The sequence below is a fragment of the Conyzicola lurida genome (genome assembly GCF_014204935.1).
In the GTDB taxonomy this organism is placed as follows: Bacteria; Actinomycetota; Actinomycetes; order Actinomycetales; family Microbacteriaceae; genus Conyzicola; species Conyzicola lurida.
This window is the reverse complement of the sequence record NZ_JACHMJ010000001.1, coordinates 149,207-171,695: the sequence shown is the minus strand read 5'-3', so window position 1 is coordinate 171,695 and position 22,489 is coordinate 149,207. Positions and strand designations below refer to the sequence as shown.

At 66.9% G+C, this 22,489-nt stretch carries 29 protein-coding genes; 5 read left to right on the top strand and 24 right to left on the bottom strand.

The window, feature by feature from the left end; translation table 11 throughout:
* Positions 1-50: 50 nt before the first annotated feature.
* Positions 51-998: a type I pantothenate kinase gene (gene coaA, locus HD599_RS00920; protein ID WP_184232786.1), complete on the top strand. Its 948-nt coding sequence runs from the start codon at positions 51-53 to the stop codon at positions 996-998.
* Between the two features lie 15 nt (positions 999-1,013).
* Here the strand turns inward: coaA and glmM are convergent, their stop codons facing one another.
* From glmM to HD599_RS00900, 4 genes are all read right to left on the bottom strand, one after another.
* Positions 1,014-2,375, bottom strand: a complete 1,362-nt coding sequence (glmM, locus tag HD599_RS00915; protein ID WP_184232784.1) for a phosphoglucosamine mutase — start codon at positions 2,373-2,375, stop codon at positions 1,014-1,016.
* Positions 2,376-2,395: 20 nt separating this feature from the next.
* Positions 2,396-2,881 (bottom strand): 30S ribosomal protein S9, encoded by a 486-nt coding sequence (gene rpsI, locus HD599_RS00910; protein ID WP_184232782.1) that lies wholly within the window; start codon positions 2,879-2,881, stop codon positions 2,396-2,398.
* Positions 2,882-2,912: 31 nt separating this feature from the next.
* Positions 2,913-3,359, bottom strand: a complete 447-nt coding sequence (gene rplM, locus HD599_RS00905; protein ID WP_184232781.1) for a 50S ribosomal protein L13 — start codon at positions 3,357-3,359, stop codon at positions 2,913-2,915.
* Positions 3,360-3,502: 143 nt separating this feature from the next.
* The gene (locus HD599_RS00900; protein WP_184232779.1) at positions 3,503-4,513 is read right to left on the bottom strand and encodes a tRNA pseudouridine synthase A; all 1,011 of its coding nucleotides are present in this window, start codon (positions 4,511-4,513) and stop codon (positions 3,503-3,505) included.
* A 49-nt stretch (positions 4,514-4,562) separates the two neighbouring features.
* Between HD599_RS00900 and HD599_RS00895 the strand changes: the two genes are divergently transcribed.
* Positions 4,563-6,446 carry an acyltransferase family protein gene (locus tag HD599_RS00895; protein WP_184232777.1) on the top strand — a complete coding sequence of 628 codons (1,884 nt, stop codon included), beginning with the start codon at positions 4,563-4,565 and terminating at the stop codon, positions 6,444-6,446.
* Positions 6,447-6,649: 203 nt separating this feature from the next.
* Here HD599_RS00895 and rplQ read toward each other — a convergent pair whose 3' ends face one another.
* The 6 genes from rplQ to infA form a co-directional block, all read right to left on the bottom strand.
* Positions 6,650-7,168 (bottom strand): 50S ribosomal protein L17, encoded by a 519-nt coding sequence (gene rplQ / locus HD599_RS00890; RefSeq protein WP_184232775.1) that lies wholly within the window; start codon positions 7,166-7,168, stop codon positions 6,650-6,652.
* A 46-nt stretch (positions 7,169-7,214) separates the two neighbouring features.
* A complete protein-coding gene (locus HD599_RS00885) occupies positions 7,215-8,210 on the bottom strand; it encodes a DNA-directed RNA polymerase subunit alpha (RefSeq protein ID WP_184232772.1) in 996 nt (331 codons plus the stop codon).
* 157 nt (positions 8,211-8,367) lie between these two features.
* Positions 8,368-8,766: a 30S ribosomal protein S11 gene (gene rpsK, locus HD599_RS00880; RefSeq protein ID WP_184232770.1), complete on the bottom strand. Its 399-nt coding sequence runs from the start codon at positions 8,764-8,766 to the stop codon at positions 8,368-8,370.
* 64 nt (positions 8,767-8,830) lie between these two features.
* On the bottom strand, positions 8,831-9,205 hold the full coding sequence (gene rpsM, locus HD599_RS00875; RefSeq protein WP_184232768.1) for a 30S ribosomal protein S13: 375 nt from the start codon (positions 9,203-9,205) through the stop codon (positions 8,831-8,833).
* Positions 9,206-9,337: 132 nt separating this feature from the next.
* Positions 9,338-9,451, bottom strand: coding sequence for a 50S ribosomal protein L36 (gene rpmJ, locus HD599_RS00870; RefSeq protein ID WP_022883251.1), 114 nt, complete (start codon positions 9,449-9,451; stop codon positions 9,338-9,340).
* 89 nt (positions 9,452-9,540) lie between these two features.
* Positions 9,541-9,762, bottom strand: coding sequence for a translation initiation factor IF-1 (gene infA / locus HD599_RS00865; RefSeq protein WP_055811571.1), 222 nt, complete (start codon positions 9,760-9,762; stop codon positions 9,541-9,543).
* A gap of 235 nt (positions 9,763-9,997) precedes the next feature.
* Here infA and HD599_RS00860 point away from each other — a divergent pair, with 235 nt between their 5' ends.
* A complete protein-coding gene (locus HD599_RS00860; RefSeq protein ID WP_184232766.1) occupies positions 9,998-10,540 on the top strand; it encodes a CDP-archaeol synthase in 543 nt (180 codons plus the stop codon).
* 15 nt (positions 10,541-10,555) lie between these two features.
* On the opposite strand, the gene HD599_RS00855 is transcribed toward HD599_RS00860, so the two are convergent.
* The 5 genes from HD599_RS00855 to HD599_RS00835 are packed head-to-tail and all read right to left on the bottom strand — an operon-like array spanning position 10,556 to position 15,428.
* The gene (locus tag HD599_RS00855) at positions 10,556-11,182 is read right to left on the bottom strand and encodes a diacylglycerol/polyprenol kinase family protein (RefSeq protein WP_184232764.1); all 627 of its coding nucleotides are present in this window, start codon (positions 11,180-11,182) and stop codon (positions 10,556-10,558) included.
* Positions 11,179-11,676, bottom strand: a complete 498-nt coding sequence (locus HD599_RS00850) for a GNAT family N-acetyltransferase (RefSeq protein WP_184232762.1) — start codon at positions 11,674-11,676, stop codon at positions 11,179-11,181. The genes HD599_RS00855 and HD599_RS00850 overlap by 4 nt, the downstream gene beginning before the upstream one ends.
* Positions 11,664-12,266 (bottom strand): CDP-alcohol phosphatidyltransferase family protein, encoded by a 603-nt coding sequence (locus HD599_RS00845; RefSeq protein WP_184232760.1) that lies wholly within the window; start codon positions 12,264-12,266, stop codon positions 11,664-11,666. The genes HD599_RS00850 and HD599_RS00845 overlap by 13 nt, the downstream gene beginning before the upstream one ends.
* Positions 12,256-14,619 (bottom strand): PEP/pyruvate-binding domain-containing protein, encoded by a 2,364-nt coding sequence (locus HD599_RS00840; protein ID WP_184232758.1) that lies wholly within the window; start codon positions 14,617-14,619, stop codon positions 12,256-12,258. The genes HD599_RS00845 and HD599_RS00840 overlap by 11 nt, the downstream gene beginning before the upstream one ends.
* Entirely contained in the window at positions 14,616-15,428 is an 813-nt protein-coding gene (locus HD599_RS00835) for a UbiA family prenyltransferase (protein ID WP_184232756.1), read from the bottom strand. The genes HD599_RS00840 and HD599_RS00835 overlap by 4 nt, the downstream gene beginning before the upstream one ends.
* Before the next feature lie 108 nt (positions 15,429-15,536).
* On the opposite strand from HD599_RS00835, the gene HD599_RS00830 reads away from it, so the two are divergent.
* Positions 15,537-15,908 carry a hypothetical protein gene (locus HD599_RS00830; RefSeq protein ID WP_184232754.1) on the top strand — a complete coding sequence of 124 codons (372 nt, stop codon included), beginning with the start codon at positions 15,537-15,539 and terminating at the stop codon, positions 15,906-15,908.
* A gap of 39 nt (positions 15,909-15,947) precedes the next feature.
* Complete coding sequence (locus HD599_RS00825) at positions 15,948-16,391, top strand: SRPBCC family protein (protein ID WP_184232752.1); 444 nt, start codon at positions 15,948-15,950, stop codon at positions 16,389-16,391.
* A gap of 148 nt (positions 16,392-16,539) precedes the next feature.
* Here the strand turns inward: HD599_RS00825 and map are convergent, their stop codons facing one another.
* The 9 genes from map to rpsH all read right to left on the bottom strand — a co-directional run bounded on the left by map (position 16,540) and on the right by rpsH (position 22,399).
* Positions 16,540-17,385, bottom strand: a complete 846-nt coding sequence (map, locus tag HD599_RS00820) for a type I methionyl aminopeptidase (protein WP_184232750.1) — start codon at positions 17,383-17,385, stop codon at positions 16,540-16,542.
* Positions 17,385-17,990, bottom strand: coding sequence for an adenylate kinase (locus HD599_RS00815; protein ID WP_184232748.1), 606 nt, complete (start codon positions 17,988-17,990; stop codon positions 17,385-17,387). Before HD599_RS00815 ends, map begins: the two co-directional genes overlap by 1 nt.
* A complete protein-coding gene (gene secY / locus HD599_RS00810) occupies positions 17,987-19,315 on the bottom strand; it encodes a preprotein translocase subunit SecY (RefSeq protein WP_184232746.1) in 1,329 nt (442 codons plus the stop codon). The genes HD599_RS00815 and secY overlap by 4 nt, the downstream gene beginning before the upstream one ends.
* 118 nt (positions 19,316-19,433) lie before the next feature.
* Positions 19,434-20,183, bottom strand: coding sequence for a 50S ribosomal protein L15 (gene rplO, locus HD599_RS00805; RefSeq protein WP_184232744.1), 750 nt, complete (start codon positions 20,181-20,183; stop codon positions 19,434-19,436).
* The gene (gene rpmD / locus HD599_RS00800) at positions 20,183-20,365 is read right to left on the bottom strand and encodes a 50S ribosomal protein L30 (protein WP_184232742.1); all 183 of its coding nucleotides are present in this window, start codon (positions 20,363-20,365) and stop codon (positions 20,183-20,185) included. Before rpmD ends, rplO begins: the two co-directional genes overlap by 1 nt.
* Positions 20,365-21,057 (bottom strand): 30S ribosomal protein S5, encoded by a 693-nt coding sequence (gene rpsE, locus HD599_RS00795; protein ID WP_425489148.1) that lies wholly within the window; start codon positions 21,055-21,057, stop codon positions 20,365-20,367. Before rpsE ends, rpmD begins: the two co-directional genes overlap by 1 nt.
* Positions 21,058-21,083: 26 nt before the next feature.
* Entirely contained in the window at positions 21,084-21,455 is a 372-nt protein-coding gene (gene rplR / locus HD599_RS00790) for a 50S ribosomal protein L18 (protein WP_184232740.1), read from the bottom strand.
* 2 nt (positions 21,456-21,457) lie between these two features.
* Positions 21,458-21,994 carry a 50S ribosomal protein L6 gene (rplF, locus tag HD599_RS00785; RefSeq protein ID WP_184232738.1) on the bottom strand — a complete coding sequence of 179 codons (537 nt, stop codon included), beginning with the start codon at positions 21,992-21,994 and terminating at the stop codon, positions 21,458-21,460.
* Between the two features lie 6 nt (positions 21,995-22,000).
* Positions 22,001-22,399 carry a 30S ribosomal protein S8 gene (rpsH, locus tag HD599_RS00780; protein WP_184232736.1) on the bottom strand — a complete coding sequence of 133 codons (399 nt, stop codon included), beginning with the start codon at positions 22,397-22,399 and terminating at the stop codon, positions 22,001-22,003.
* Between the last annotated feature and the right edge of the window lie 90 nt (positions 22,400-22,489).

Sequence of the window (22,489 nt, the reverse complement as noted above, 5' to 3'; positions counted from 1 at the left end):
GGTCGGCCGCGCGACTCGGGTCGCGTCCGGCCGCCATTAGGCTGTACGCGATGACTGACCTCACTGGCTCGAACGGCCACCTCTCGCCGTTTGTGGAGATCAACCGCCAGGACTGGGCGGCCCTCGCGCCCCACACCCACCTTCCGCTCACCCAGCAGGAGATAGTGCAGCTGCGCGGGCTGGGCGACGTGCTCGACATGCAGGAGGTCAGCGAGGTCTTCGTGCCGCTCAGCCGGCTGCTCAACCTCTACGTCTCGGGGGCGCGCAACCTGCACTCCGCGACGTCGGAGTTCCTCGGGGCCCGCACCCGCAGCACCCCGTTCGTGATCGGCGTCGCCGGATCCGTGGCCGTGGGCAAGTCGACGATCGCGCGCCTGCTACGCGAGCTACTCGCCCGCTGGGACGACACCCCGCGCGTCGAGCTCGTCACCACCGACGGTTTTCTGCGGCCGAACGCCGAGCTCGAGAAGCGCGGCATCATGGATCGCAAGGGATTCCCGGAGTCGTACGACCGCCGCGCACTACTGCGCTTCGTCACCCAGGTGAAGAGCGGGGCGCCCGAGGTGCGGTCGCCGTTCTACTCGCACCTGCACTACGACATCGTCCCCGACGCGGAAATCGTGGTGCGCCAGCCCGACGTGCTCATCGTCGAGGGTCTCAACGTGCTGCAGCCGGCCGCGCCCGGTCACCGGCTCGCGGTGAGCGACCTGTTCGACTTCACCATCTACGTGGACGCCCGCACGAGCGACATCGCCACCTGGTACGAGGAGCGGTTCCTCAGCCTGCAGCGCGGGGCGTTCACCAACCCGCGCTCGTACTTCCACCGCTTCGCCTCATTGAGCGAGGACGAGGCACGCACGCGGGCCGCCGGCATCTGGAAGAGCATCAACGAACCGAACCTGGTGCAGAACATCCTGCCGACGCGCGCCCGCGCCTCGCTCGTGCTGCGCAAGAACTCGACGCACGCGGTCGACAGCGTGCTGCTCCGCAAGATCTGAGCCCGCGCGCTGGACTTAGAGCGCCAGCTCCGCGCGCACGACCTCGGCGAGCTCGTGCGCGATGCGGTCGGCGGTCGACTGGTCGGCCGCTTCCACCATGACGCGCACCATCGGCTCGGTGCCCGAGGGGCGCAGCAGCACGCGGCCGGTCTCGCCGAGTTCCGCCTCCGCGGCCTCGACCGCGGCGGCGATGCCCGCGTTGCCCTTGAGCGAGTGGTGGTCGACGCCGCGCACGTTGATCATGATCTGCGGGAACACCGTCATGATCGAGGTCAGCTCGTTGAGGGTCTTGCCCGTGCGCGCCATCTCGGCGAGCAGGTGCAGACCGGTGAGGATGCCGTCGCCCGTGGTGGCGTAGTCGCTCATGATGACGTGGCCGGACTGCTCGCCGCCGAGCGAGTAGCCCTTGTCGTTCAGGGTCTCGAGCACGTAGCGGTCGCCGACGGCGGTGGTGACCACGGTGATACCGCGTTCCGCCATCGCGAGGCGCAGGCCGAGGTTGCTCATCACGGTCGCGACGAGAGTGTCGTCTTTGAGCAGGCCGCGCTCCTTCATGGAGTTCGCGATCACCGCCATGATCTGGTCGCCGTCGACCAGGTTGCCCAGCGCGTCGACCGCGAGGCAGCGGTCGGCGTCGCCGTCGTGCGCGATGCCGACGTCGGCGCCGTGCTCCAGCACGGCGCGGGCGAGGTTGTCGAGGTGGGTCGAACCTACGCCGTCGTTGATGTTGTAGCCGTCGGGGTCGGCACCGATCACGGTGACCTTGGCCCCGGCGTCGGTGAAGACCTGGGGCGAGACGCCCGCGGCCGCGCCGTTGGCACAGTCGAGTACGACGTGGATGCCGTCGAGACGGTGCGGCAGGGTCGAGAGCAGGTGTACGACGTAGCGGTCTTCCGCGTCGGCGAACCGGCGGATGTGGCCGACCTCGACGCCCGTGGGCGCAAGCTTCTTTTCACCGAGGGCCGCTTCGATGCGGTCCTCGACGACGTCGGGAAGTTTGGTGCCGCCGACGGCGAAGATCTTAATGCCGTTGTCGGGGGCCGGGTTGTGCGACGCGGAGATCATGATGCCGAAGTCGGCGTTGAAGTCCGCGATGAGGAACGCCGCTGCGGGCGTGGGGATGACGCCGGCGTCGTAGACGTCGACGCCTGAGCTGGCGAGTCCGGCCGAGACGGCGGCGGAAATGAACTCGCCGGAGACACGGGGGTCTCTGGCCACGACCGCGATCGGCCGGCGCCCCGAAGCGCGCCGGCCGTCGGCGAATCGTCCTTTACCGAGCACGACGGCTGCCGCTTGGGCAAGCCCAAGCGACAGCTCGACAGTCAGCTCGTCGTTCGCGAGACCGCGAACACCATCCGTACCGAATAGCCGAGGCATGATCCGTTAGGGAAGGGTGATTAACGCTTCGAGAACTGCGAAGCCTTACGTGCCTTCTTGAGACCGGCCTTCTTGCGCTCGATGACGCGAGCGTCACGGGTGAGGAAGCCAGCCTTCTTGAGGGCCGCGCGGTTGTTCTCACGGTCGATGCCGTTGAGCGAACGTGCGATGGCGAGACGCAGTGCGCCCGCCTGGCCCGAGGGGCCGCCGCCGGTGATCTTCGCGACCACGTCGTACGAGCCGAGGAGGTCGAGGACCTTGAACGGGTCGTTGATCAGCTGCTGGTGCAGCTTGTTGGGGAAGTACTCGGCGAGTTCACGGCCGTTGACGGTCGCGGTGCCGGTTCCGGGGGTGATGCGCACGCGGGCGATTGCCTGCTTGCGACGACCCACGGCAGCGCCGGGAACGTTGAGCACTGCGCGGGGAGCCTTGACGGCTGCCTCGGCGGGCGTCTCGGTCGAGTAGCTCTGAGGAGCCTCTTCGATGATGTCTGAAATCTGAGCCACGGTAGTTACGTCCTTAGTTTCTAAGCCGGCGCTACTGAGCGACCTGGGAAAGGGTGTAGATCTTCGGCTGCTGAGCAGCGTGAGGGTGCTCGGTGCCGGTGTAGACCTTGAGCTTGGTCAGCTGTGCGCGACCAATCGAGTTCTTCGGGAGCATGCCGCGAACAGCCTTCTCCACCGCGCGGGTCGGGTGCTTCTCGAGCAGCTCCGAGTACGTGGTCGCCGTCAGGCCGCCCGGGTAGCCCGAGTGGCGGTAGGCCTTCTTCTGCAGGAGCTTGGAGCCGGTGAGGGCGACCTTCTCCGCGTTGATGATGATGACGAAGTCGCCCATGTCCATGTGGGGAGCGAAAGTCGCCTTGTGCTTGCCGCGCAGGAGCGCAGCGACGTGGCTGGCAAGACGGCCGAGAACGATGTTCTCTGCGTCAATGATGAGCCATTCGCGCTGGACATCCTCCGGCGTGGGGGAAAAAGTACGAGTCACAGTAGTGCTGCCTTCTTGATCGAGTGAGTTGTTCGTGAATCCCGCTCCGATGGACCGTTTCTGCAGCAATAGCAGGGAACGACGCCGGTGGAGGGCTCATGATCGGGTGTCGGGCACAGGGGCACAGACACCAAGGGTCTACACTAGTCCACGGGTGGTGTCTGAGTCAAAGACGGGCCGGATGCGCCCCGCGTGAACTCCTCCGCCTCTTTCGCGCGGGCAGCGAGGAGCGCCTGGCCCTCGGCGTGACGCATGGCGGTGATGCGGTCGTCCCAGACCACGACGCCCCGGCGGCGGCGCGTGAGCTCCGCGCGCTCGAGCAGCTCGTGGTCGTCGGGGTAGCCCACCTCGGTGAAGACGAGCCCCTTGGCCGGCATCACCTTGAAATCGCTCGTGCGTTCGAGCTGGTCGCGCAGGATGGCGAGGCTCTCGATGCCGAGCTTGCCCTCCCCCACCGCGACGCACGCGCCGACGAGGGCGCGCACCATGCTGTGGCAGAACGCGTCCGCTTTGATGTGCGCGACGAGCACGCCGTCGTCGAGGCGTTCCCAGCTGAACTCCTGCAGTTCGCGGATGGTCGTCGACCCGGGGCGCGGCTTGCAGTACGACGCCCAGTCGTGGAGCCCGACCAGCGAGAACGCGGCGAGCTGCATCGCCGCGAGGTCGAGCGTGGCGTGGTGCCACACGGTGTTGTTGCGCACGAGCGGGTTACGCGGCGCGGAGGCGTCGGCGACCCGGTACTCGTAGCGGCGCCAGATCGCGGAGAAGCGCGCGTCGAAGCCCTCGGGCGCCCAGCTGGCGTCGGTGACCCAGACGTCGCTGTCGAGTCCGGCGAGTCCGTTGAGCCGGCGGGCGAGCGCGGCGGGAGCCTGGTTCTGCGGGGCGTTCGGCCCACCGCGGTGCTTCTCGAGCTTCGCGATCTGGGCCGGGTTGAGGTCGACGTGGGCGACCTGGCCGCGGGCGTGCACACCGGCGTCGGTGCGGCCTGCCACGGTCAACACGGGCGGCTCCCCGTACTTTCTCAGGATGACGGCCAAGGCGTTCTCGAGCTCCCCCTGGACGGTGCGCAGGCCGGGCTGAGCACCCCATCCGGAGAAGTTCGTCCCGTCGTACGAAATGTCCAGTCGTACTCGCCTGGTCCCGTCACTTTCCACCCAGCGAGTCTAGGCTGGTCGGATGCGCTCGACGACAGCGCCTCCCACTATGACGTCAACTCTTACTTCTCCCCCGGTGCGTTTTACCGGAGACCGGCTCGCAGGCCTCGACGGTTTGCGGGCGATCGCGGTGACCCTGGTCGTGCTGTTCCACGTCGGCGCCGGGCTCCTGCCGGGCGGTTATCTCGGCGTCGACATCTTCTTCCCCGTCAGCGGATTTCTGATCACGAGCCTGCTGCTGCGCGAGCGCACCGCCACCGGCGGCATCGACGTTCTGGGCTTCTGGCGCCGGCGCGCACGACGACTGCTGCCCGCGCTCGCGCTCGTGCTGCTCGCCTGCGGTGCCGCGGCGTTCTTCGTCGGCGGCGACGTTCTGGTCGGCATCGGCCGGCAGATGCTCGGCGCCTCCACCTTCAGCTACAACTGGCTCGCGATCGCCGACGGCGGCAGCTACCTCGATGCCACGACGCCCGAGCTGTTCCGCAACCTGTGGTCCCTCGCGGTGGAGGAACAGTTCTACCTCGTCTGGCCGCTGCTCGTCGTGCTGCTCTGGGCGGTGCCCTCGCGGCGGTTCCGTCTCGGGTTCGTGCTGCTGGTCGCCGCGGCATCCGCTCTGGGCATGGCTCTTCTCGCCGCCGACGGCGCCACCACCCGGGTCTACTACGGCACCGACACGCACAGCTTCGGGCTCGCGCTCGGTGCCGCGCTCGCGATCGTTCGGCACGACTGGCCGGGCGCGCTGTTGCCGACCACGCGGCGGGAGCGTGCGTTCGTCGGCGCGGGCGGGCTGGTGGCGGTGGCCGCCCTTGTCGCCATAGCCATGTGGATGCCGGAGAGTGGCAGTTCCATGTACGAGGGAGGCCTCGCACGCGTCGCCGTGTTCAGCGTGATCGCGATCGCCTGCGTGACGGTTCCGGGCAGCCTGCTCGGACGCTCGCTCGATGCGCAGCCGCTGCGCTGGATCGGTGAGCGCTCGTACGGGCTCTACCTCTGGCACTGGCCGGTGTTCGTGCTGGTGACCGCCGCCCAGCCCTCCGACGCGTCGGCGCTCGTGACCGCACTCGCCGCGGTCGCGATCACCGTGGTGGTCTCAGCGCTCTCCTACCGCTTCGTCGAGCAGCCGATCCGCCGCATCGGGCTGCGCGCCGGTGCCTCCCGCTTCACCCGGCAGTGGCGCCGGGACCACTGGGGCCGTGACCGGGCGGCGTTCACCCGCGCCACCGTCGTGAGCGTGGCCGCCGTCGCCGCGCTCGCGCTCAGCATCGGCGCGATCGCCTCCGACCCCGGCGACGGTCTGGCCGAGGCGCGCATCCGGGCGGGGGCCGCGGCCATCGCCGAGGCCGAGGCCCGCGAGGCAGCGGAGGCGACACCCGCGCCCACCGTGGCGCCCGACCTCCCGTCCGGCGACAAAATCACCGCCATCGGTGACTCGGTCATGCTGGCCGTGGCCCCCGAGCTCACCGCGGCGTTCCCGGGCATCTCGATCGACGCCGTGGTGTCACGGCAGATGTCGGCGGCGCCCGGGATCGTGCAGGGCCTCGTCGACTCGAAGCAGATGCGCCCGTACCTGCTGCTCGGTCTCGGCACGAACGGGTCGATCAGCGCCGACACCCTGCAGAAGGTGAAGGACATCGTGGGGCGCCGCACCCAGATCGTGCTCGTCGATGTGCAGGCGCCGCGCGGCTGGACCGACGGGGTGAACACGATCCTGCACGGCTACGCCGACCGGATGCGTACCGTCGAGCTCGCGCGTTGGCAGGAGGCGATCCAGCCCCGCCTCGACCTGCTCGCCCAGGACCAGATCCACGCGGGCGGTCCCGTGGGCGGCGGCATCTACGTCGGCGCGGTCTCCGACGCGCTGACCCGGCTGGTCGAGCAGCCCGAGCTCAACGGCGGGCCGCACGACAGCGGCGACAAGATTGCCGAGCGCTGAGCCGCCCCGCGCTCGTGTTCGTCATTCAGGCTGGATCGGCGCCGACGGCCGGGGCATCCGCGCGATACCGGGGCCGTCGCGGCCGTCGGGCCCGCGCCATCCTGAATCCTGAACACCCGCAGGCACGATTCCCCGGCGGCCCCGGCCGCTTAACCAGAACCGGCCCCGCTCGATGAGCGGGGCCGGTCCGGGTGGAGCTGAGACTACTTGGCGTCCTCGGCGGGCGCCTCGTCGGTGGTGACCTCGTCAGCGGCGGCGACCTCTTCGGTCTCCTCCTCGACGACGGGCTCCTCGACAGCAGCGGCGGGAGTGGAAGCCGCTGCAGCAGCTGCCGTCTTCTTCGCCGACTTGGGCTTCGGGTTCACGGGCTCGAGAACGAGCTCGATCTGAACCATGGAAGCGTTGTCGCCCTTGCGGAAGCCGAGCTTGGTGATGCGCGTGTAGCCACCCTCGCGGTCGGCGACCAGGGGTGCGACCTCGGTGAACAGCTCGTGCACGACGGTCTTGTCACCGATGGTGGCGAGGACGCGACGGCGGGCGTGCAGGTCTCCGCGCTTGGCGAAGGTGACCATGCGCTCGACGAGGGGGCGCATGCGCTTGGCCTTCGTCTCGGTGGTCTTGATGCTCTTGTGGGTGATGAGCGATGCCGCGAGGTTCGCGAGCATCAGGCGCTCGTGCGCCGGTCCGCCGCCGAGGCGGGGTCCCTTGGTAGGTGCTGCCATTAGTTAATCTCCAGTATGTGAGGAAGTCGAAATCGAGAACGCCGAATTAGGCGGTGGGCTCTTCGTCGTCGTAGCCGCCGTAGAAGTGGGCGCCATCGAAGCCGGGAACCGAGTCCTTGAGGGACAGTCCCATCTCGACGAGCTTGTCCTTGACCTCGTCGACCGACTTCTGTCCGAAGTTGCGGATGTTCATGAGCTGCGTCTCCGACAGTGCGACGAGTTCGCTCACGGTGTTGATTCCCTCGCGCTTGAGGCAGTTGTAGCTGCGCACAGACAGGTCGAGGTCTTCAATGGGCATGCTCAGCTCGCTGGAGAGGACGGCGTCGACCGGCGCGGGGCCGATCTCGATGCCCTCGGCGGCGGTGTTGAGCTCACGAGCCAGGCCGAACAGCTCGGTCAGCGTGCGACCGGCCGAAGCGATGGCGTCACGCGGGGTGATCGCCGGCTTGGTCTCGACGTCGACGACCAGGCGGTCGAAGTCGGTGCGCTCACCGGCACGAGTCGCCTCGACGCGGTAGGTCACCTTGAGAACGGGCGAGTAGATCGAGTCGACCGGAATCTGGCCGGCCTCGCTGAACTCGCTGCGGTTCTGCGTCGCGGAGACGTAGCCACGGCCACGCTCGATGGTGAGTTCGAGTTCGAACTTCGCCTTCTCGTTGAGCGTCGCGATGAGCAGCTCGGGGTTGTGGATCTCGACACCGGCCGGAGCGGAGATGTCGGCGGCCGTAACCTGGCCGGCACCCTGCTTGCGCAGGTACGCCGTGATGGGCTCGTCGTGCTCGCTCGAGACGACGAGGCCCTTGATGTTCAGGATGACCTCGGTGACGTCTTCCTTGACTCCGGGAACCGTGCTGAACTCGTGCAGAACACCGTCAATGCGGATGCTCGTGACGGCAGCGCCGGGGATCGAAGAAAGAAGGGTGCGGCGAAGCGAGTTTCCGAGGGTGTAACCGAAGCCGGGCTCGAGCGGCTCGATGACGAACCGCGAACGGAACTCGGAGATGTTCTCTTCGGCAAGAGTTGGACGCTGTGCAATCAGCACTGGTGATTCCTTTCGGCAAAGTGTCCGCTATATGACACTTGGGATGTGACGGGTGGCGGCCCGTCAGTTGTTGAGTTGTGAAGAGGAAAGATCACGCGGATTGAGCCTGCCGGGATTTCTCGCTGAGAAATCCCGACAGGCTCGATCGACGGTGGAGTTAGACGCGGCGACGCTTGGGCGGGCGGCAACCGTTGTGCGCCTGCGGGGTAACGTCGCTGATCGAGCCGACCTCCAGGCCAGCGGCCTGGAGCGAACGGATCGCGGTCTCGCGGCCGGAGCCGGGTCCCTTGACGAAAACGTCGACCTTCTTCATGCCGTGCTCCTGCGCCTGGCGGGCGGCAGACTCTGCCGACAGCTGTGCGGCGAACGGGGTCGACTTGCGCGAACCCTTGAAGCCGACGGTTCCCGACGACGCCCAGCTGATAACAGCTCCGGTGGGGTCGGTGATCGTCACGATCGTGTTGTTGAACGTCGACTTGATGTGGGCCTGGCCCACGGCGACGTTCTTCTTTTCCTTCTTGCGAGGCTTACGAGCCGCGGCTTTTGGTGCTGCCATTATTTTCTCCGAAGTCTTATGTACGTACGGGCGTGGAAGGCGTAGTCACTGGCGAGGCCAGGGACTAGCGCGCCTTCTTCTTGCCGGCTACGGTGCGCTTCGGGCCCTTACGGGTACGAGCGTTGGTCTTGGTGCGCTGGCCGTGGACCGGAAGTCCACGACGGTGGCGGATGCCCTGGTAGGAACCGATCTCGACCTTGCGGCGGATGTCGGCGGCGACCTCACGACGGAGGTCACCTTCTACCTTGAAGTTGACTTCGATGTAGTCGCGAAGTGCAACGAGCTGGTCATCGGTGAGATCCTTTACGCGGATCTCGCCGCTGATCTGGGTGTCGGCGAGCGTTTTGAGAGCGCTCGTGCGGCCAACACCGTAGATGTAAGTCAGTGCGACCTCTACGCGCTTGTCGCGCGGGATGTCGACGCCGGCTAGACGTGCCATGGTGGCTTCTCCTGTTACCTATTGGAGGTCTGTAGCAGCTCCTGTGCACCGGCCTCCAACCGATGGTGTCCCCGCCTGAGCGGATCTGGAGTTGCTATGTAGTTGTACTGCGCTACTAAACCCGAAGGTTTATTAGCCCTGGCGCTGCTTGTGACGAGGGTTCTCGCAGATGACCATCACGTTGCCGTTGCGGCGGATGACCTTGCACTTGTCACAGATCTTCTTGACGCTGGGGTTGACCTTCATTGTGTTTCCTTGTGTGTGTCGCTGTCGTCGTGCTCTCGGGGTGCCGAGGGCCGTTACTTTCCAGCAAACGTCTTGTAGCGGTCGAGCGGTTACTTGTATCGGTAAACGATCCGGCCGCGGGTCAGGTCGTAAGGGCTCAACTCCACGATCACGCGGTCCTCGGGGAGGATGCGGATGTAGTGCTGGCGCATCTTGCCCGAGATGTGAGCAAGAACACGGTGGCCGTTGGTCAGCTCAACGCGGAACATTGCGTTGGGCAGAGCTTCGACTACTGCGCCTTCGATTTCGATGACACCGTCTTTTTTGGCCATAGCCTCTTCGTCGCTAAAAGTATTGTTTGTTGGTCGTGCGGGATTATGGTGTTTCCCACGGGCTTTTGCGTGAGCAAAAACCGCAGTGGCGGCACGACGAAAGTCGGCATGAAACACCAAAGATCAAGCTTAGGTCATTCCCGGGCGTTTCGCCAAGCCCGTTCTATACTGTGCCGCCGCCGGCGAGTGCGCTCCGAGCGAACCGATGACGGTATTTCGGCCATAGGATGACGCCGTGCCCGCCATTCTGCAGACAATCAGTCTGCTCCTCCCCATCCTGTTGCCGGGCATCCTGCTTATCGCCGTGCTGAAACTCGACCGGCTGCGTTTTCTCGACACGCCGGTCGACGGCGGTCGTCTGCTCGGCGGGCGTCCGCTGCTCGGCGCGACCAAGACCTGGCGCGGCGTCGTGCTCTACACCGTCGGCGCCGTCGTGGTGTGCGCGCTGCTCGGTGTCGTGCCCGACGCCGCCGCCGTGTTCCACGACTGGCCCGGCTGGTTCGTCGGCCTCGTCGTCGGACTCGGCTACAACGCGGGCGAGTTCGCGAACAGCTTCGTCAAGCGCCGGCTCGGCGTCGGCTCGTCGACCCTCGGACGCTGGCGCATCCTGCAGCAGTGCGTCGACCTCGGCGACGGCATCCTCGTCGTGTTCGCCGTCTACCTGCTGCTCGGGGTGCCGCTCCCCCTCGCGGCGGCCGCCGGGGTCGCGGGCTTCGTGGTGCACGCGCTGACCGATGTCGCGATGCACGGGCTGCGGCTGAAGTCGCGGCGCGCCTAGAGCAATTCGCCGGGGTCAGCGGGCGAACAGCGCGAGCAGCACGCCCGCCACTACCGGCACCGTGAGGTTGTCGAGCCCGCGGGTCGAGACGCGTTCCGCCGCGGTCGCGGCGAGCGCGACAGTCACGGAGGCGAGCGGGGAGAATCCGCAGACGAGCGTGATCACCCCGGCCACAACGAAGAACGCCAGGGATCCCCACCACGTCTTGGTCGTCGACCGGAGGAGGTCGCCGGTGACGCCGGCCGCGACATCCGCAAAACTCAGGATCAGGATGGCGGCGAGGAAGACACCGTCGGACCCGGCGACCGCACCCGCGAGCGCCGCGATGATGATGCCGCCCGGCAGGTACACCTCGCCGAGCGAGCGCCGGCGGGTGGTGTGCACCGCGGCCAGCAGTCCGCGCCGACGCGAGATCACGAGGGCGACGACGAACAGAGAACAGGCCGCGACGAAGAGCCACGGCGGCAGAACCGAGTGCGCGAAGACGCCGTAGAGGCAGGCGAGCACGTGCGCGATGCGGCGGGTAGTCTCGGGGCCGACTCCGCGGCGGCGGACGAGCAGCTCGAGCACGAGCATCAGCGCCACGAGCACGACGGTCGCGACGCCGAACCACGCGAGGCCGCTCCAGCTGAACGGGGTCATGCGTCACGCACGAGGTACCAGGCCTCGCCCGCGGTCGTGCGGCGCAGCGCGATGGACAATCGGCCCGGCGCGAGCCGTCGGGCGAGGAACCAGCCGCGCGAGACCCGCGTCACCCTGACGAGCGAGACGCGGCGGAACCCGCGCGACCGGATCAGCCAGCGCGCGAACGACGGGTTGAAGGTCACCGCGACCGCCCGCGGCTCGATCGCGATCGCCGCGTCGAGCAGGTCGAGCAGCACCGCGTCGCCGCGCGCGGTCGGGGCCACGAAAATGAAGCCGAGCTCGTGCACGCCGGGGCCGCACGGTTCCGAGAGGAACCAGCCGACCAGTTCCGCCCCCTCGAACGCGACCACGAGCCGCCCGTGCCGTAGCGCCCGCAGCAGGGTTCGGCGCGGTCGGGCGGTGATCTCCGGCTCGGCAGACGCCCGCGCGATCACCGCGTCGGCGATGCCGGCGTGACGCGACCGCGGAAAGCGCCGCTCTACCGCAACCACAGGATCGCGCCGACGGCGAGCGGCACCACGAGGCTCGCCCACAGCGCCTGGCGCCCGGTCTTGCGGATGCGGATGAGGCTGAGCTGCAGCACCGACAGCACCACGAGAACCACGACGCTGAGCAGCGCGACGTCGCCGAGCCACTGCTTGAGCAGCAGCAGTGTGATGGCTGCGAGCGACAGATGCACGACCACGATTCCGCGGTAGTACTTGATCGGCTCGTCGTCGGTGAAGCCCTCGATGTTGAACCGGAGCAGGCGCAGGATGCCCGTGGCTACGATGACGAAGCCGAGTGCCCAGCCGAGGATGCCGGGAGCGAGGTAGAAGGAGGAGAGCACGGCCGCGTAGACGGAGTAGTTGATCACGTCGATCATGCTGTCGAGCTGGCGCCCGAACTCGCTCGACACCTTGCAGCGGCGGGCGATATAGCCGTCGACCATGTCGAGCAGGAACGCGAGCAGCGCGCAGAGCACGCTCGCCCGGAGCGACCCGACGACGGCGAGGCCGATCGCGGCCCACGCCACGGCGAGGCTCAGCAGCGAGACGGCGCCGGCCGGTCCGATCGTGCGGACCCAGTAGCTATTCCGCATCGATCGCTCCCGTGGTGCCGTTCATGGTGACGGTCTGCCCGCTGACCAGGCGCGCGGTGGCGCCGACCGCCGCGACGACCGCGGGCATGCCGAGCTCGCGGGCGATGATCGCCACGTGCGACAGCGCGTTTCCGCGCTCGGTGATGACGCCGGCGGCCTGCACGAAGAGCAGGGTCCAGCCGGGGTCGATGTGCGAGGTGACGAGGATCTTGCCGCGCACGTCGATCGCGGGGTCGAAGGCGTCGACGACGAGCACCTCGCCGGTGAGCACGCCGGGGGCGACGCCCATGCCCGCGAGTTCGCCGGACGCGGAGGCCGGGACGTCGGACGAGAGGTGGCGCGGGGCGACCAGCCCGCTGCCGACCATGCGGCGGGCGAGATCGGCGTTCTCGTACGCGTCGTATTCGCCGCGGCGGCGGGCGACGGTGGCTCGCAGGTCGGAATCCCAGGAGTGCCCGAACACGGCCGCGTCGAGCTCCTGCTCGGTCAGCCAGAAGACGTCGGCCGCGTCATCCACGACGTCGTCGGCAACCAGCCGTTCGCCCAGGGCGACGTAGAGCGAGCGGGCGAGACCGTAGACCTGGGCGCGGTTGAAGCGGAAGCGCTCGCGCCAGTCGATCGCCTTGCGGGTCTCGCGTCCGATGAAGGCGGTGCCGAAGCGCAGGTTGCCGACGGCCGGGGCCGCGGCGGGCTCGGCGCGCGACGGCGAGGTGCCGAGGGCGAGCGTGACGATCGAGTAGAGGTTCTCGCCGAGGCGCGGGTTCTCGAGCTGCAGCTCGTCGGGGGTACGGTCGCCGAACTCGCGCAGGTACTCCTGCACGAGGGCGACCGACTCGGGAGAAGCGAGCACGTCGGCGACCGAGGTGCCGTCTGCCTCCCGCAGCCGCTCGCCGAGGGTCGCGAGCGCGCGCAGCGGTGCGATCGAGGCCCGGTCGGTGAGGCCGCGCAGGTAGGCGAGATAGTCGGCGTGCCGCTCGGGGCCGAAGCACCAGGTCTTGAGCAGGCCGTGGAACACCATCACCCGCAGGTCGTTGAGGATCGGCGTGGCCCAGAGCGAGAGCAGGTCGGTGCGGATGCGCTCGAGCGTGGTGAGCATCGCGTCGGCGCGTAGAGAGCGCCAGTCGAGCGCGTCGTAGCGGGCGAGCCGCTCGGCGAAGGTCTTCTTGAAACGTCGGCTGCGGGCGTCGGCGCGCGTCATCAGCAGGCCGAGCCTGATGCCGAGCGCGGCGAGGATGATGCCGCCGCGGAGCCCGGGTTTGGGCGTGACCCGCGGCGCGCCATCCCGGGCAGGCTGCAGCATCGCGGCAAAGAAGGACTGGTTGTGACTGGACCCGGGAATCAGCTTGACCATCTCGTACCAGTTGTCGATCTGGTAGTAGACATGGCCGTCGAGGTAGCCGAGCGTGTTCTGGAACACGTGGGCGTGGTCGGCGATCTGCTTCTCGCTCACGCCGAGCAGCCGGAAGAAGTTCGGGTACACCCGCGAGTAGAGCCCGCGGATGAACGAATAGCTGAGCGGCAGGGTCACGCCGGGGTAGTTCTCGGCGATGTTCGAGCAGTCCCAGGCCAGGTCGTAGTTCAGCTGCGCCACGGTCTGCGGGCGCACCTGCAGCAGCGCGAGCTCGGTGCCGCGGGCCGCCCACTCCACGTCGACGGGCCGGCCGTGCTGCGCCTCGAGCTCGAGGGCGATCTCCAGCAGCCGGGTCTGCACGGGCAGTTTCGTCGGCAGCGCGGAGAGCTTCGAGACGACGAGGCTCTCAGCGTCCTCGCCGTCGACCGTGGTGTTGCGCGGCCCCTCGGAGAAGGCCAGCTCGATCTCGGCGCGGCCGTTCTCGCTGAAGAGCACGCCGGTGCGGGTGCCGTGGAACATGCGCTGGATCACGACGGACCCGCCGATGTCGAGCCGCGTCATCCGCTTCGAGCGGGCGTAGCTGACGACCGCCCGGGAGAACAGGCTGGCCACGCTCGCGCGCACGGCCTCGGGCACGTCGGCCGGGGCGCAGTCGAGCGTCGTCAGATACTGGCCGGCGAACGAGTCGGCGATGCCGTCTTCGGCGAGGGCCGAGGTGCGAACGCTCACCGCGGGCCACTGAGAGTTCGGGATGTCGCCGAGCACGAGACCCGCGGCGAGCCCGGTGGCGCGGGCGTCGTACTCCGCGTCATCCACCGCGCCGGCCAGGTAACCGGCTATCAGGGTTTCGGCGGCATCGCGCACCGCGGGCCAGTCGGCGACGAGCTCGGCGAAGGGCAGCACGACGAACTCGGGCACGAGGGTCCCGTACCGGGAGCGCAGCTGTTCGAGCCCGTGGGCCTTGGCACCCTGCGCGGGGGCGGTCTGGACCGTGGTGCTCATACGAGCATCGCCAAGGCCAGCGCGGGAACGCTCACGCCGCCCAGCGCCATGACTGCGCGGTCGGATCGGCGGCTCACCGCGATGGCGACCGCGAAAGCGACGGCCACCCCGAGCGCGACCGCGGTCGTGCCGGCCACGAGGGCGAGGGCCGCGGCGGCGAGGAGGGAGAGCACGATGACCACGATAGCCCGCGACCTGCCCCAGACCGCCGGATAGGTGTCGCGCACGAGAACACCGTCGGTGTCGAAGCGCGGGCTGAACTTGCGCACGATCTCGGCGACGACGAACAGCAGGCAGACGGCGAGGATGCCAGCGGCGGTCTGCCCGTCGGCGGGGGCGCCGAGCACGAACGCGGCCCAGCCGAACAGCGGCAGGTAGGCGAGCTCGTGCAGCAAAAAGCTCGCGGTGAAGTGCCGCGCGAGCAGGTCGCGGGCGAAGAACTCGACCGCGGTCAACGCGGAGACCGCGAGGAACGGCAGGTAGGCGAGCAGGCCGGGCCCGCCGCCAAGGGCGAGGACGCTGACCAGTTCGACGACGAGCGCGGTGATTCCGAGCAGCACGAGCGTGCGCACCGTGACCGCGCCGCGCTGCAGCGGTCGGTCGGGGTAGACGCTCGAGTCGTGGGCGAAGTCCTTCCACTCGTCGGTCACGCGGTATCGCAGCAGCACGGCGAGGTAGGCGAGGGCGAATAGCGCGAGAGCTCCCCACGACGGTGTGTCCGCGAAGAGTCCGAGGTTCACGACGCCGAAGCACACGGCCATCAGGCCGACGAGCGGCAGGGGGAACCGTTCTTGCATGTAGACGATCACCGACCTCATACTGTGACCACGATGCTCATCGCCCTCTGTGTAGTTGCCGCTGTCGTTCTGCTCCTGGTACTGCACCTGGTGGCAGTGCCAGTCGCCAAAAATCGTCCAGTGCTCCTGCGCGGTGCCGAACCGACGGTGGCGCTCGCGTTATTTCTAGTATGCCTCAGCTCTCTGCTGCCGTTCCTCTGGTCCCTGCTCGTGTTGCAGGCGCTCGCGGGGATCATGTGGCGGCCGTGGATCGTCATCGGCATCAGGCGCGAGCAGGTCGAGACCGCGGTCACGAAGGCCGCCGGCATGGTGCGGCTGAAAACCGAGAGGACGGATGCCGCGTTCACACTCACCGGAATCGGGACGGCCCACGTCACCAGCTTCGGCCCATGGCTCCACCTCGTCGGCTTCCGCATCCGCCGCACCAAGAAGCTCGTGCTGTTCCAGAACGTGTTGAGGAAAACTATCCAGAACTACACCCTCTCCCCCTAGGGTGAGACCAGACCGGCGTTTCGAACAACGAGGAGAACCATGGCTACCGCGAAAGCACTGATCGTCATCCGCACGCCCGTGAGCGAAGTCTTCGACTACACGGCGTCGGCGGTCAACGGACCCGCGTTCATCCCCAACCTCAACGAGAACACGAACATCGAGCCCGAGGAACCGGGCGTCAACCAGACCTTCGACTGGCGCTTCAACATGGCCGGCGCCGACCTGCGCGGCAAGGCCGAGGGCATCACCTTCGACAAGGACAAGCAGGTCACCCTGCGCACCACCGGCGACGTCAACGCCACTTGGGACTACGTCTTCGAGGACCTCGGCGACGGCACGACGCGCGTCACGAGCGAGGTAATCTACGACATCCCGGCGACCGTCGTCGAGCGGATCGTCAACAACAAGCTGCTCGACCGCATCAACCAGCACACGCTCGAGCAGATGCTCGACAACCTGAAGCTGATCCTCGAGAGCGAGTAGCCCTTCGGTTCCTGCCTGTGCGGCGCTGAGCGTCGTCGAGCGCGCGGGCTTTTGTCGCGGGCGCGCTGAGGTTTGTTGCGCACGCTGACGCACGAACGGGCGCGTGCGCCGCAAAGGTCAGCGCGCGGCTCGCGCGGCGCGCCTAGCGTCAGGCGATCGGCACGGGCGTCACGCCCAGTGCTGCGAGACCGGACGCGCCACCGTCGGCCGCCGTGAGCACCCAGATTCCGCCGGAATGCACCGCGACCGAGTGCTCCCAGTGCGCAGCCATGGTGCCGTCCTCGGTCGCGACCGTCCAATCGTCGGCGAGAGTGACGGTGTCGATCGTGCCGGCGGTGAGCATCGGCTCGATGGCGACGGCCAGTCCGGCCCTCACCTCCGGCCCCTTCTCGCGCACGCTGTAGTTGAACACGGGCGGGTCCTCGTGCATCGAACGTCCGATGCCGTGACCCGTGTAGTCCTCGATGATGCCCCAGTCGCCCGTCAGCGGGGACGGGTTCTGCAGGATGTACTCCTCGACCGCCGTGCCGACCTGGTTGAGTCGCTTCACGCTGGCGAGCGCGGCGATGCCGTGCCAGAGAGCCTGCTCCGCGACATCCGCCAGTCTCTGCCTCTCGGCGACGATCTCGGGACGTGAGTCGTCCGGCACCACGACGGTGAAGGCCGAGTCGCCGTTCCAGCCGTCGAGCTGGGCGCCGCAGTCGATCGAGACGATATCCCCGGGCTGGATGACGCGGCCGCCCGGAATCCCGTGCACGACCTCCTCGTTGACCGAGGCGCAGATCGTGTGACGGTAACCCGGAACCAGCATGAAGTTCGGCTCGGCGCCTGCGTCGCGGATGACCCGCTCGGCGATGGCGTCGAGTTCGAGCGTCGTGACGCCCGGGACGATCGCCGCGCGCACGGCATCGAGCGCCGCGGCCGTGATCAGCCCCGACTGAACCATGAGCTTCAGCTCAGCCGCGGTTTTGTAGATGCTCGAGCGAAAAGCCACTACGCCGTTTCTACGGAGGACTCGGTCGCGGTGATGCCGCGGCTGGCGAGTGCCTCGTTGATGCGGGCGGCGACCTCGTCGACCGCGCCGAGACCGTCGACCTCGACGAGCAGACCACGGTCGCCGTAGACGGCGATCAGCGGGGTCGTCTCGCGGGCGTAGACCTCTTGACGGTGACGGATGACCTCTTCGGTGTCGTCGGCGCGACCCTGCTCGAGTGCGCGCTTGGTCAGTCGGGCGACCACTTCGTCCTGGTCGGCGACGAGCTGGATGACGGCGTCGAGCGCCTGTCCCTTGCTCGCCAGCAACTCGTCGAGGTAGCGGACCTGCTCGAGCGTGCGGGGGTAGCCATCGAGGAGGAAACCCTCGCGTGCGTCATCCTCTTCGAGACGGCTCTTGACCAGGTTGTTGGTGAGCTCGTCCGAGACGTACTCGCCCCGGTCGAGGATCGCCTTCACCTGCATGCCGAGCGGCGTCTCGTTCTTGATGTTCGCGCGGAAGATGTCTCCGGTCGACACATCGGGAATGCCGTAGGTGGTGGTGATGAGGGCAGCCTGCGTTCCCTTACCGGCGCCAGGGGGGCCGACGATCAGAAGGCGGCTCAACGGAGCAGACCCTCGTAGTGGCGCTGCTGCAGCTGCGAGTCGATCTGCTTCACGGTCTCGAGACCGACGCCGACGATGATCAGAATGCTCGCGCCGCCGAACGGGAAGTTCTGGTTGGCGCCGACCGTCGCGAGAGCGATGAGCGGGATGAGCGCGATCAGGCCGAGGTAGAGCGAACCGGGAAGGGTCACCCGGGTCAATACGTAGTCGAGGTATTCGGCGGTCGGGCGTCCGGCACGGATGCCGGGGATGAACCCGCCGTACTTCTTCATGTTGTCGGCGACCTCTTCGGGGTTGAAGGTGATCGCGACGTAGAAGTAGGTGAAGCCGATGATGAGCAGGAAGTAGACAGCCATGTACAGCGGGTTGTCGCCCGAGGTGAGGTTGTTCTGGATCCAGACGACCCACGCGGCGGGAGTCTCGCCGGCCACGGCGGGCTGGTTGAACTGCGCGATGAGGGCAGGCAGGTACAGCAGCGACGACGCGAAGATGACGGGCACGACGCCGGCCATGTTCACCTTGATCGGGATGTACGTGTTGTTGCCGCCGTAGGTGCGGCGTCCGACCATGCGTTTCGCGTACTGCACGGGGATGCGCCGCTGCGACTGCTCGACGAACACGACCGCGGCCATGATCACGATTCCGACGAGGATCGTGAGGATGAAGACCTCCCAGCCCTTCGACTGCTGGATGCTCCAGAGAGCGGCAGGGAAGGTGGCGGAGATGGAGGTGAAGATGAGGAGCGACATACCGTTGCCGATGCCGCGCTCGGTGATGAGCTCGCCCATCCACATGATGAGGCCGGTGCCGGCGGTCATGGTGATGACCATGAGCATGATGGCGTACCAGGCGTCGTTGGTGATGAGGTTGTTGCACTCGGCGATGCCGGAGTTCGAGGGGAACAGCGCGCCACTGCGGGCCACGGTGATCAGCGTCGTCGACTGGAGGATACCCAGGGCGATGGTGAGGTAACGCGTGTACTGCGTGAGCTTGGCCTGGCCCGTCTGGCCCTCCTTGTAGAGGGTGTCGAAGTGCGGGATGACCACGCGGAGGAGCTGCACGATGATCGACGCCGTGATGTACGGCATGATCCCGAGCGCGAAGATTGACAGCTGGAGCAGGGCTCCACCACTGAAGAGGTTGACCAGGTCGTACAGACCGTCGGTTCCCGCGTTACCCGCGAGGCACAGCTGAACGTTGCCGAAATCGACGAACGGTGCGGGAATGAACGATCCCAGCCGGAACAGCGCGACGATACCGAGCGTGAACCCGATCTTCCTGCGCAGGTCTGGCGTGCGGAAGATCCGCGCGACGGCTCTAAACACAAGTCCTCCAGGTTTTCTAAGAGCAGAGGCCGGAGTGGGCCGCCGATTTTTCGGCGGCCCAACCCCTAACCAATGTTGACAGTCGCTAGGGCGACAGTCTCAACGCGTGAGCGTTGTACTACTTGACCGATCCGCCTGCGGCGACAATCTTCTGCTCGGCGGAGCCGGAGACCTTGTCAACTGCAACGTTCAGCTTAACCGCAATGTCACCGTCGCCGAGAACCTTGACCTTCTCGTTCTTGCGAACGGCACCCTTGGCGACGAGGTCAGCGATCGTGACGTCTCCACCCTTGGGGTAGAGGTCGGCCAGCTTCTCGAGGTTGACGACCTGGTACTCGACGCGGAACGGGTTCTTGAACCCGCGCAGCTTCGGCGAACGCATGACGAAACCAATGTTTCCGGCTTCGAAGCCCGGGCGAACCGAGTAACGAGCCTTCGTGCCCTTGGTACCGCGGCCGGCAGTCTTACCCTTGGAACCTTCACCGCGTCCGACGCGGGTCTTGTCCTTCTTCGCGCCGACAGCCGGGCGAAGGTGGTGGACCTTGAGAACCTGCGGGCGAGCCTCGGTCTCGGCCTTGGGGGCCGCCTTGGACTTCGCTGCGGGTGCCTTCTTCTCGGCGGGTGCCTTGTCGGCAACTACCTCGGAGGGGGCGTCGGCCTTCGCTGCGGCGGGAGCCTTGGCCTTGGCCGGAGCCTTGGTCGTAGCGGCCTTGGCGGCGGGGGCCTTCTCGGCGGCGTCAGCCTTGGGAGCTGCTGCCTTCTTCGCGGGAGCCTTCTTCTCGGCTGCCGGTGCCTTCTCAGCAGCTGCCTTGGGAGCAGCGGCCTTCTTGGCGGGAGCCTTCTTGGCTACCGTTTCTTCTTCAGCCATTAGTCAATCTCCTCGACCTTGACGAGGTGAGCGACCGTGTTGACGTAACCACGGTTCTGCTTGTTGTCCTCGCGAACCGTGACGTCACCGATGCGGTGAAGCCCGAGGCTCCGCAGGGTGTCGCGCTGGTTCTGCTTCTCACTAATTTTGGACTTGATCTGGGTTACCTTCAGGCGAGCCATCAGACACCTGCCTTAGCTTCTGCTTCGGCGCGCAGGAGGCGAGCCGGCACAACGTGCTCGACGGGGAGGCCACGACGTGCGGCGACCGCACGAGGCTCCTCGAGCTGCTTGAGGGCAGCAACCGTGGCGTGCACGATGTTGATCGTGTTCGACGAACCGAGCGACTTGCTCAGGACGTCATGGATGCCGGCGCACTCGAGGACGGCGCGAACCGGTCCACCAGCGATAACACCGGTACCGGCGGATGCCGGACGCAGCAGGACAACTCCGGCAGCGGCCTCACCCTGCACAGAGTGCGGGATGGTCGCAGCGACGCGGGGAACGCGGAAGAAGTTCTTCTTCGCTTCCTCGACGCCCTTGGAGATGGCCGTGGGGACTTCGCGTGCCTTGCCGTATCCGATGCCGACCAGGCCGTTGCCGTCTCCGACGACGACGAGTGCGGTGAAGCTGAAGCGACGACCACCCTTGACGACCTTGGAAACGCGGTTGATCGTGACAACGCGCTCGAGGAACTGGCTCTTCTCCGCGTCGCGGCTGTTGCCACGGTCGCGGTTCGGGCTGCGCTCGCGTCCACCACGGCGGGCCTCGCGAGGCTCGTTCGTGGTGTCGGTGGCGGGGGCGTCGACGACGACCTCGGCCGCAATGGCCTCGGCGGTGACGACGACGGGCGCCTCGGTTACTTCTGCAGCCACAACAGGCTCCTTGTTAGTTGCTTCGCTCACAGGTTCAATCCACCCTCTCGAGCTCCATCAGCGATAGCGGCGACGCGACCCGCGTACTTGCTACCACCACGGTCAAAAACGACGGCTTCGACGCCAGCGGCCTTGGCACGCTCTGCGACAAGTTCGCCGACCTTGCGGGCCTTGGCGGTCTTGTCACCATCGAAGGTGCGCAGGTCTGCTTCGAGCGTCGATGCGGATGCGAGGGTGAAACCCTTGCTGTCATCGACGACCTGCACGAAGACGTGACGGGCCGAACGCGTGACGACCAGGCGCGGACGCAGCTCGGTGCCGACGACCTTCTTGCGAAGACGTGCGTGACGGCGCGACTTGGCGGCCGACTTGCTCTTGCCTCTAGTTCCGAGACCCATGATTACTTACCTGACTTTCCGGCCTTGCGGCGGACTACTTCGCCTGCGTAGCGAACGCCCTTGCCCTTGTAGGGCTCCGGCTTGCGCAACTTACGAATGTTGGCCGCGACTTCGCCGACGGCCTGCTTGTCGATACCGGCAACGGTGATCTTGGTGTTGCCCTCGACGGAGAAGCTGATGCCGGCGGGCGGGTCAACCGTGATCGAGTGCGAGAAGCCGAGTGCGAACTCGAGCGATGCACCCTTGGCGGCGACGCGGAAACCGGTTCCGACGATCTCGAGGCCCTTGGTGTAACCCTCGGTGACACCGACGATCTGGTTCGAGATCAGCGTGCGGGTGAGGCCGTGGAGCGAACGCGATGCGCGCTCGTCGTCGGGACGAGTGACCAGGATCTGGCCGTCCTCGATCTTGGCCTCAATGGGGCTGGCGATGACGAGAGCGAGCTCGCCCTTCGGGCCCTTGACAGAGACGGCAGAGCCGTCAATCTTCACATCGACCCCGGCAGGGATGACGATGGGCAGTCTTCCAATACGTGACATGACTGGTTACCACACGTAGGCGAGGACTTCCCCACCCACGCCCTTCTTGGAAGCCTGGCGGTCCGTGAGGAGCCCCGAGGAGGTTGACAGGATGGCGACGCCGAGTCCGCCGAGAACCTTGGGGATCTCGGTCGACTTTGCGTATACGCGAAGACCGGGCTTGGAAACGCGCTTGATGCCCACGATGGAGCGTTCGCGGTTGGGGCCGTACTTCAGGTCGATGGTCAGCGTCTGTCCGACGCGGGCGTCCTCGATCTTCCAGCCGTTAATGAAACCTTCGGCCTTCAGGATCTCGGCAATGTGGGACTTGAGCTTGCTACTCGGGAGCGACACGGTCTCGTGGTACGCCGAGTTAGCGTTGCGCAGTCTGGTCAGCAGGTCTGCGACCGGATCTGTCATTGTCATGTGTGATTAATCCATATCTCGTCTGGTTTCGGCGTCCGTTACACGAAGGCCGACCTATACGAATCGGTGGTGCGTGATGTGCGTATGAGG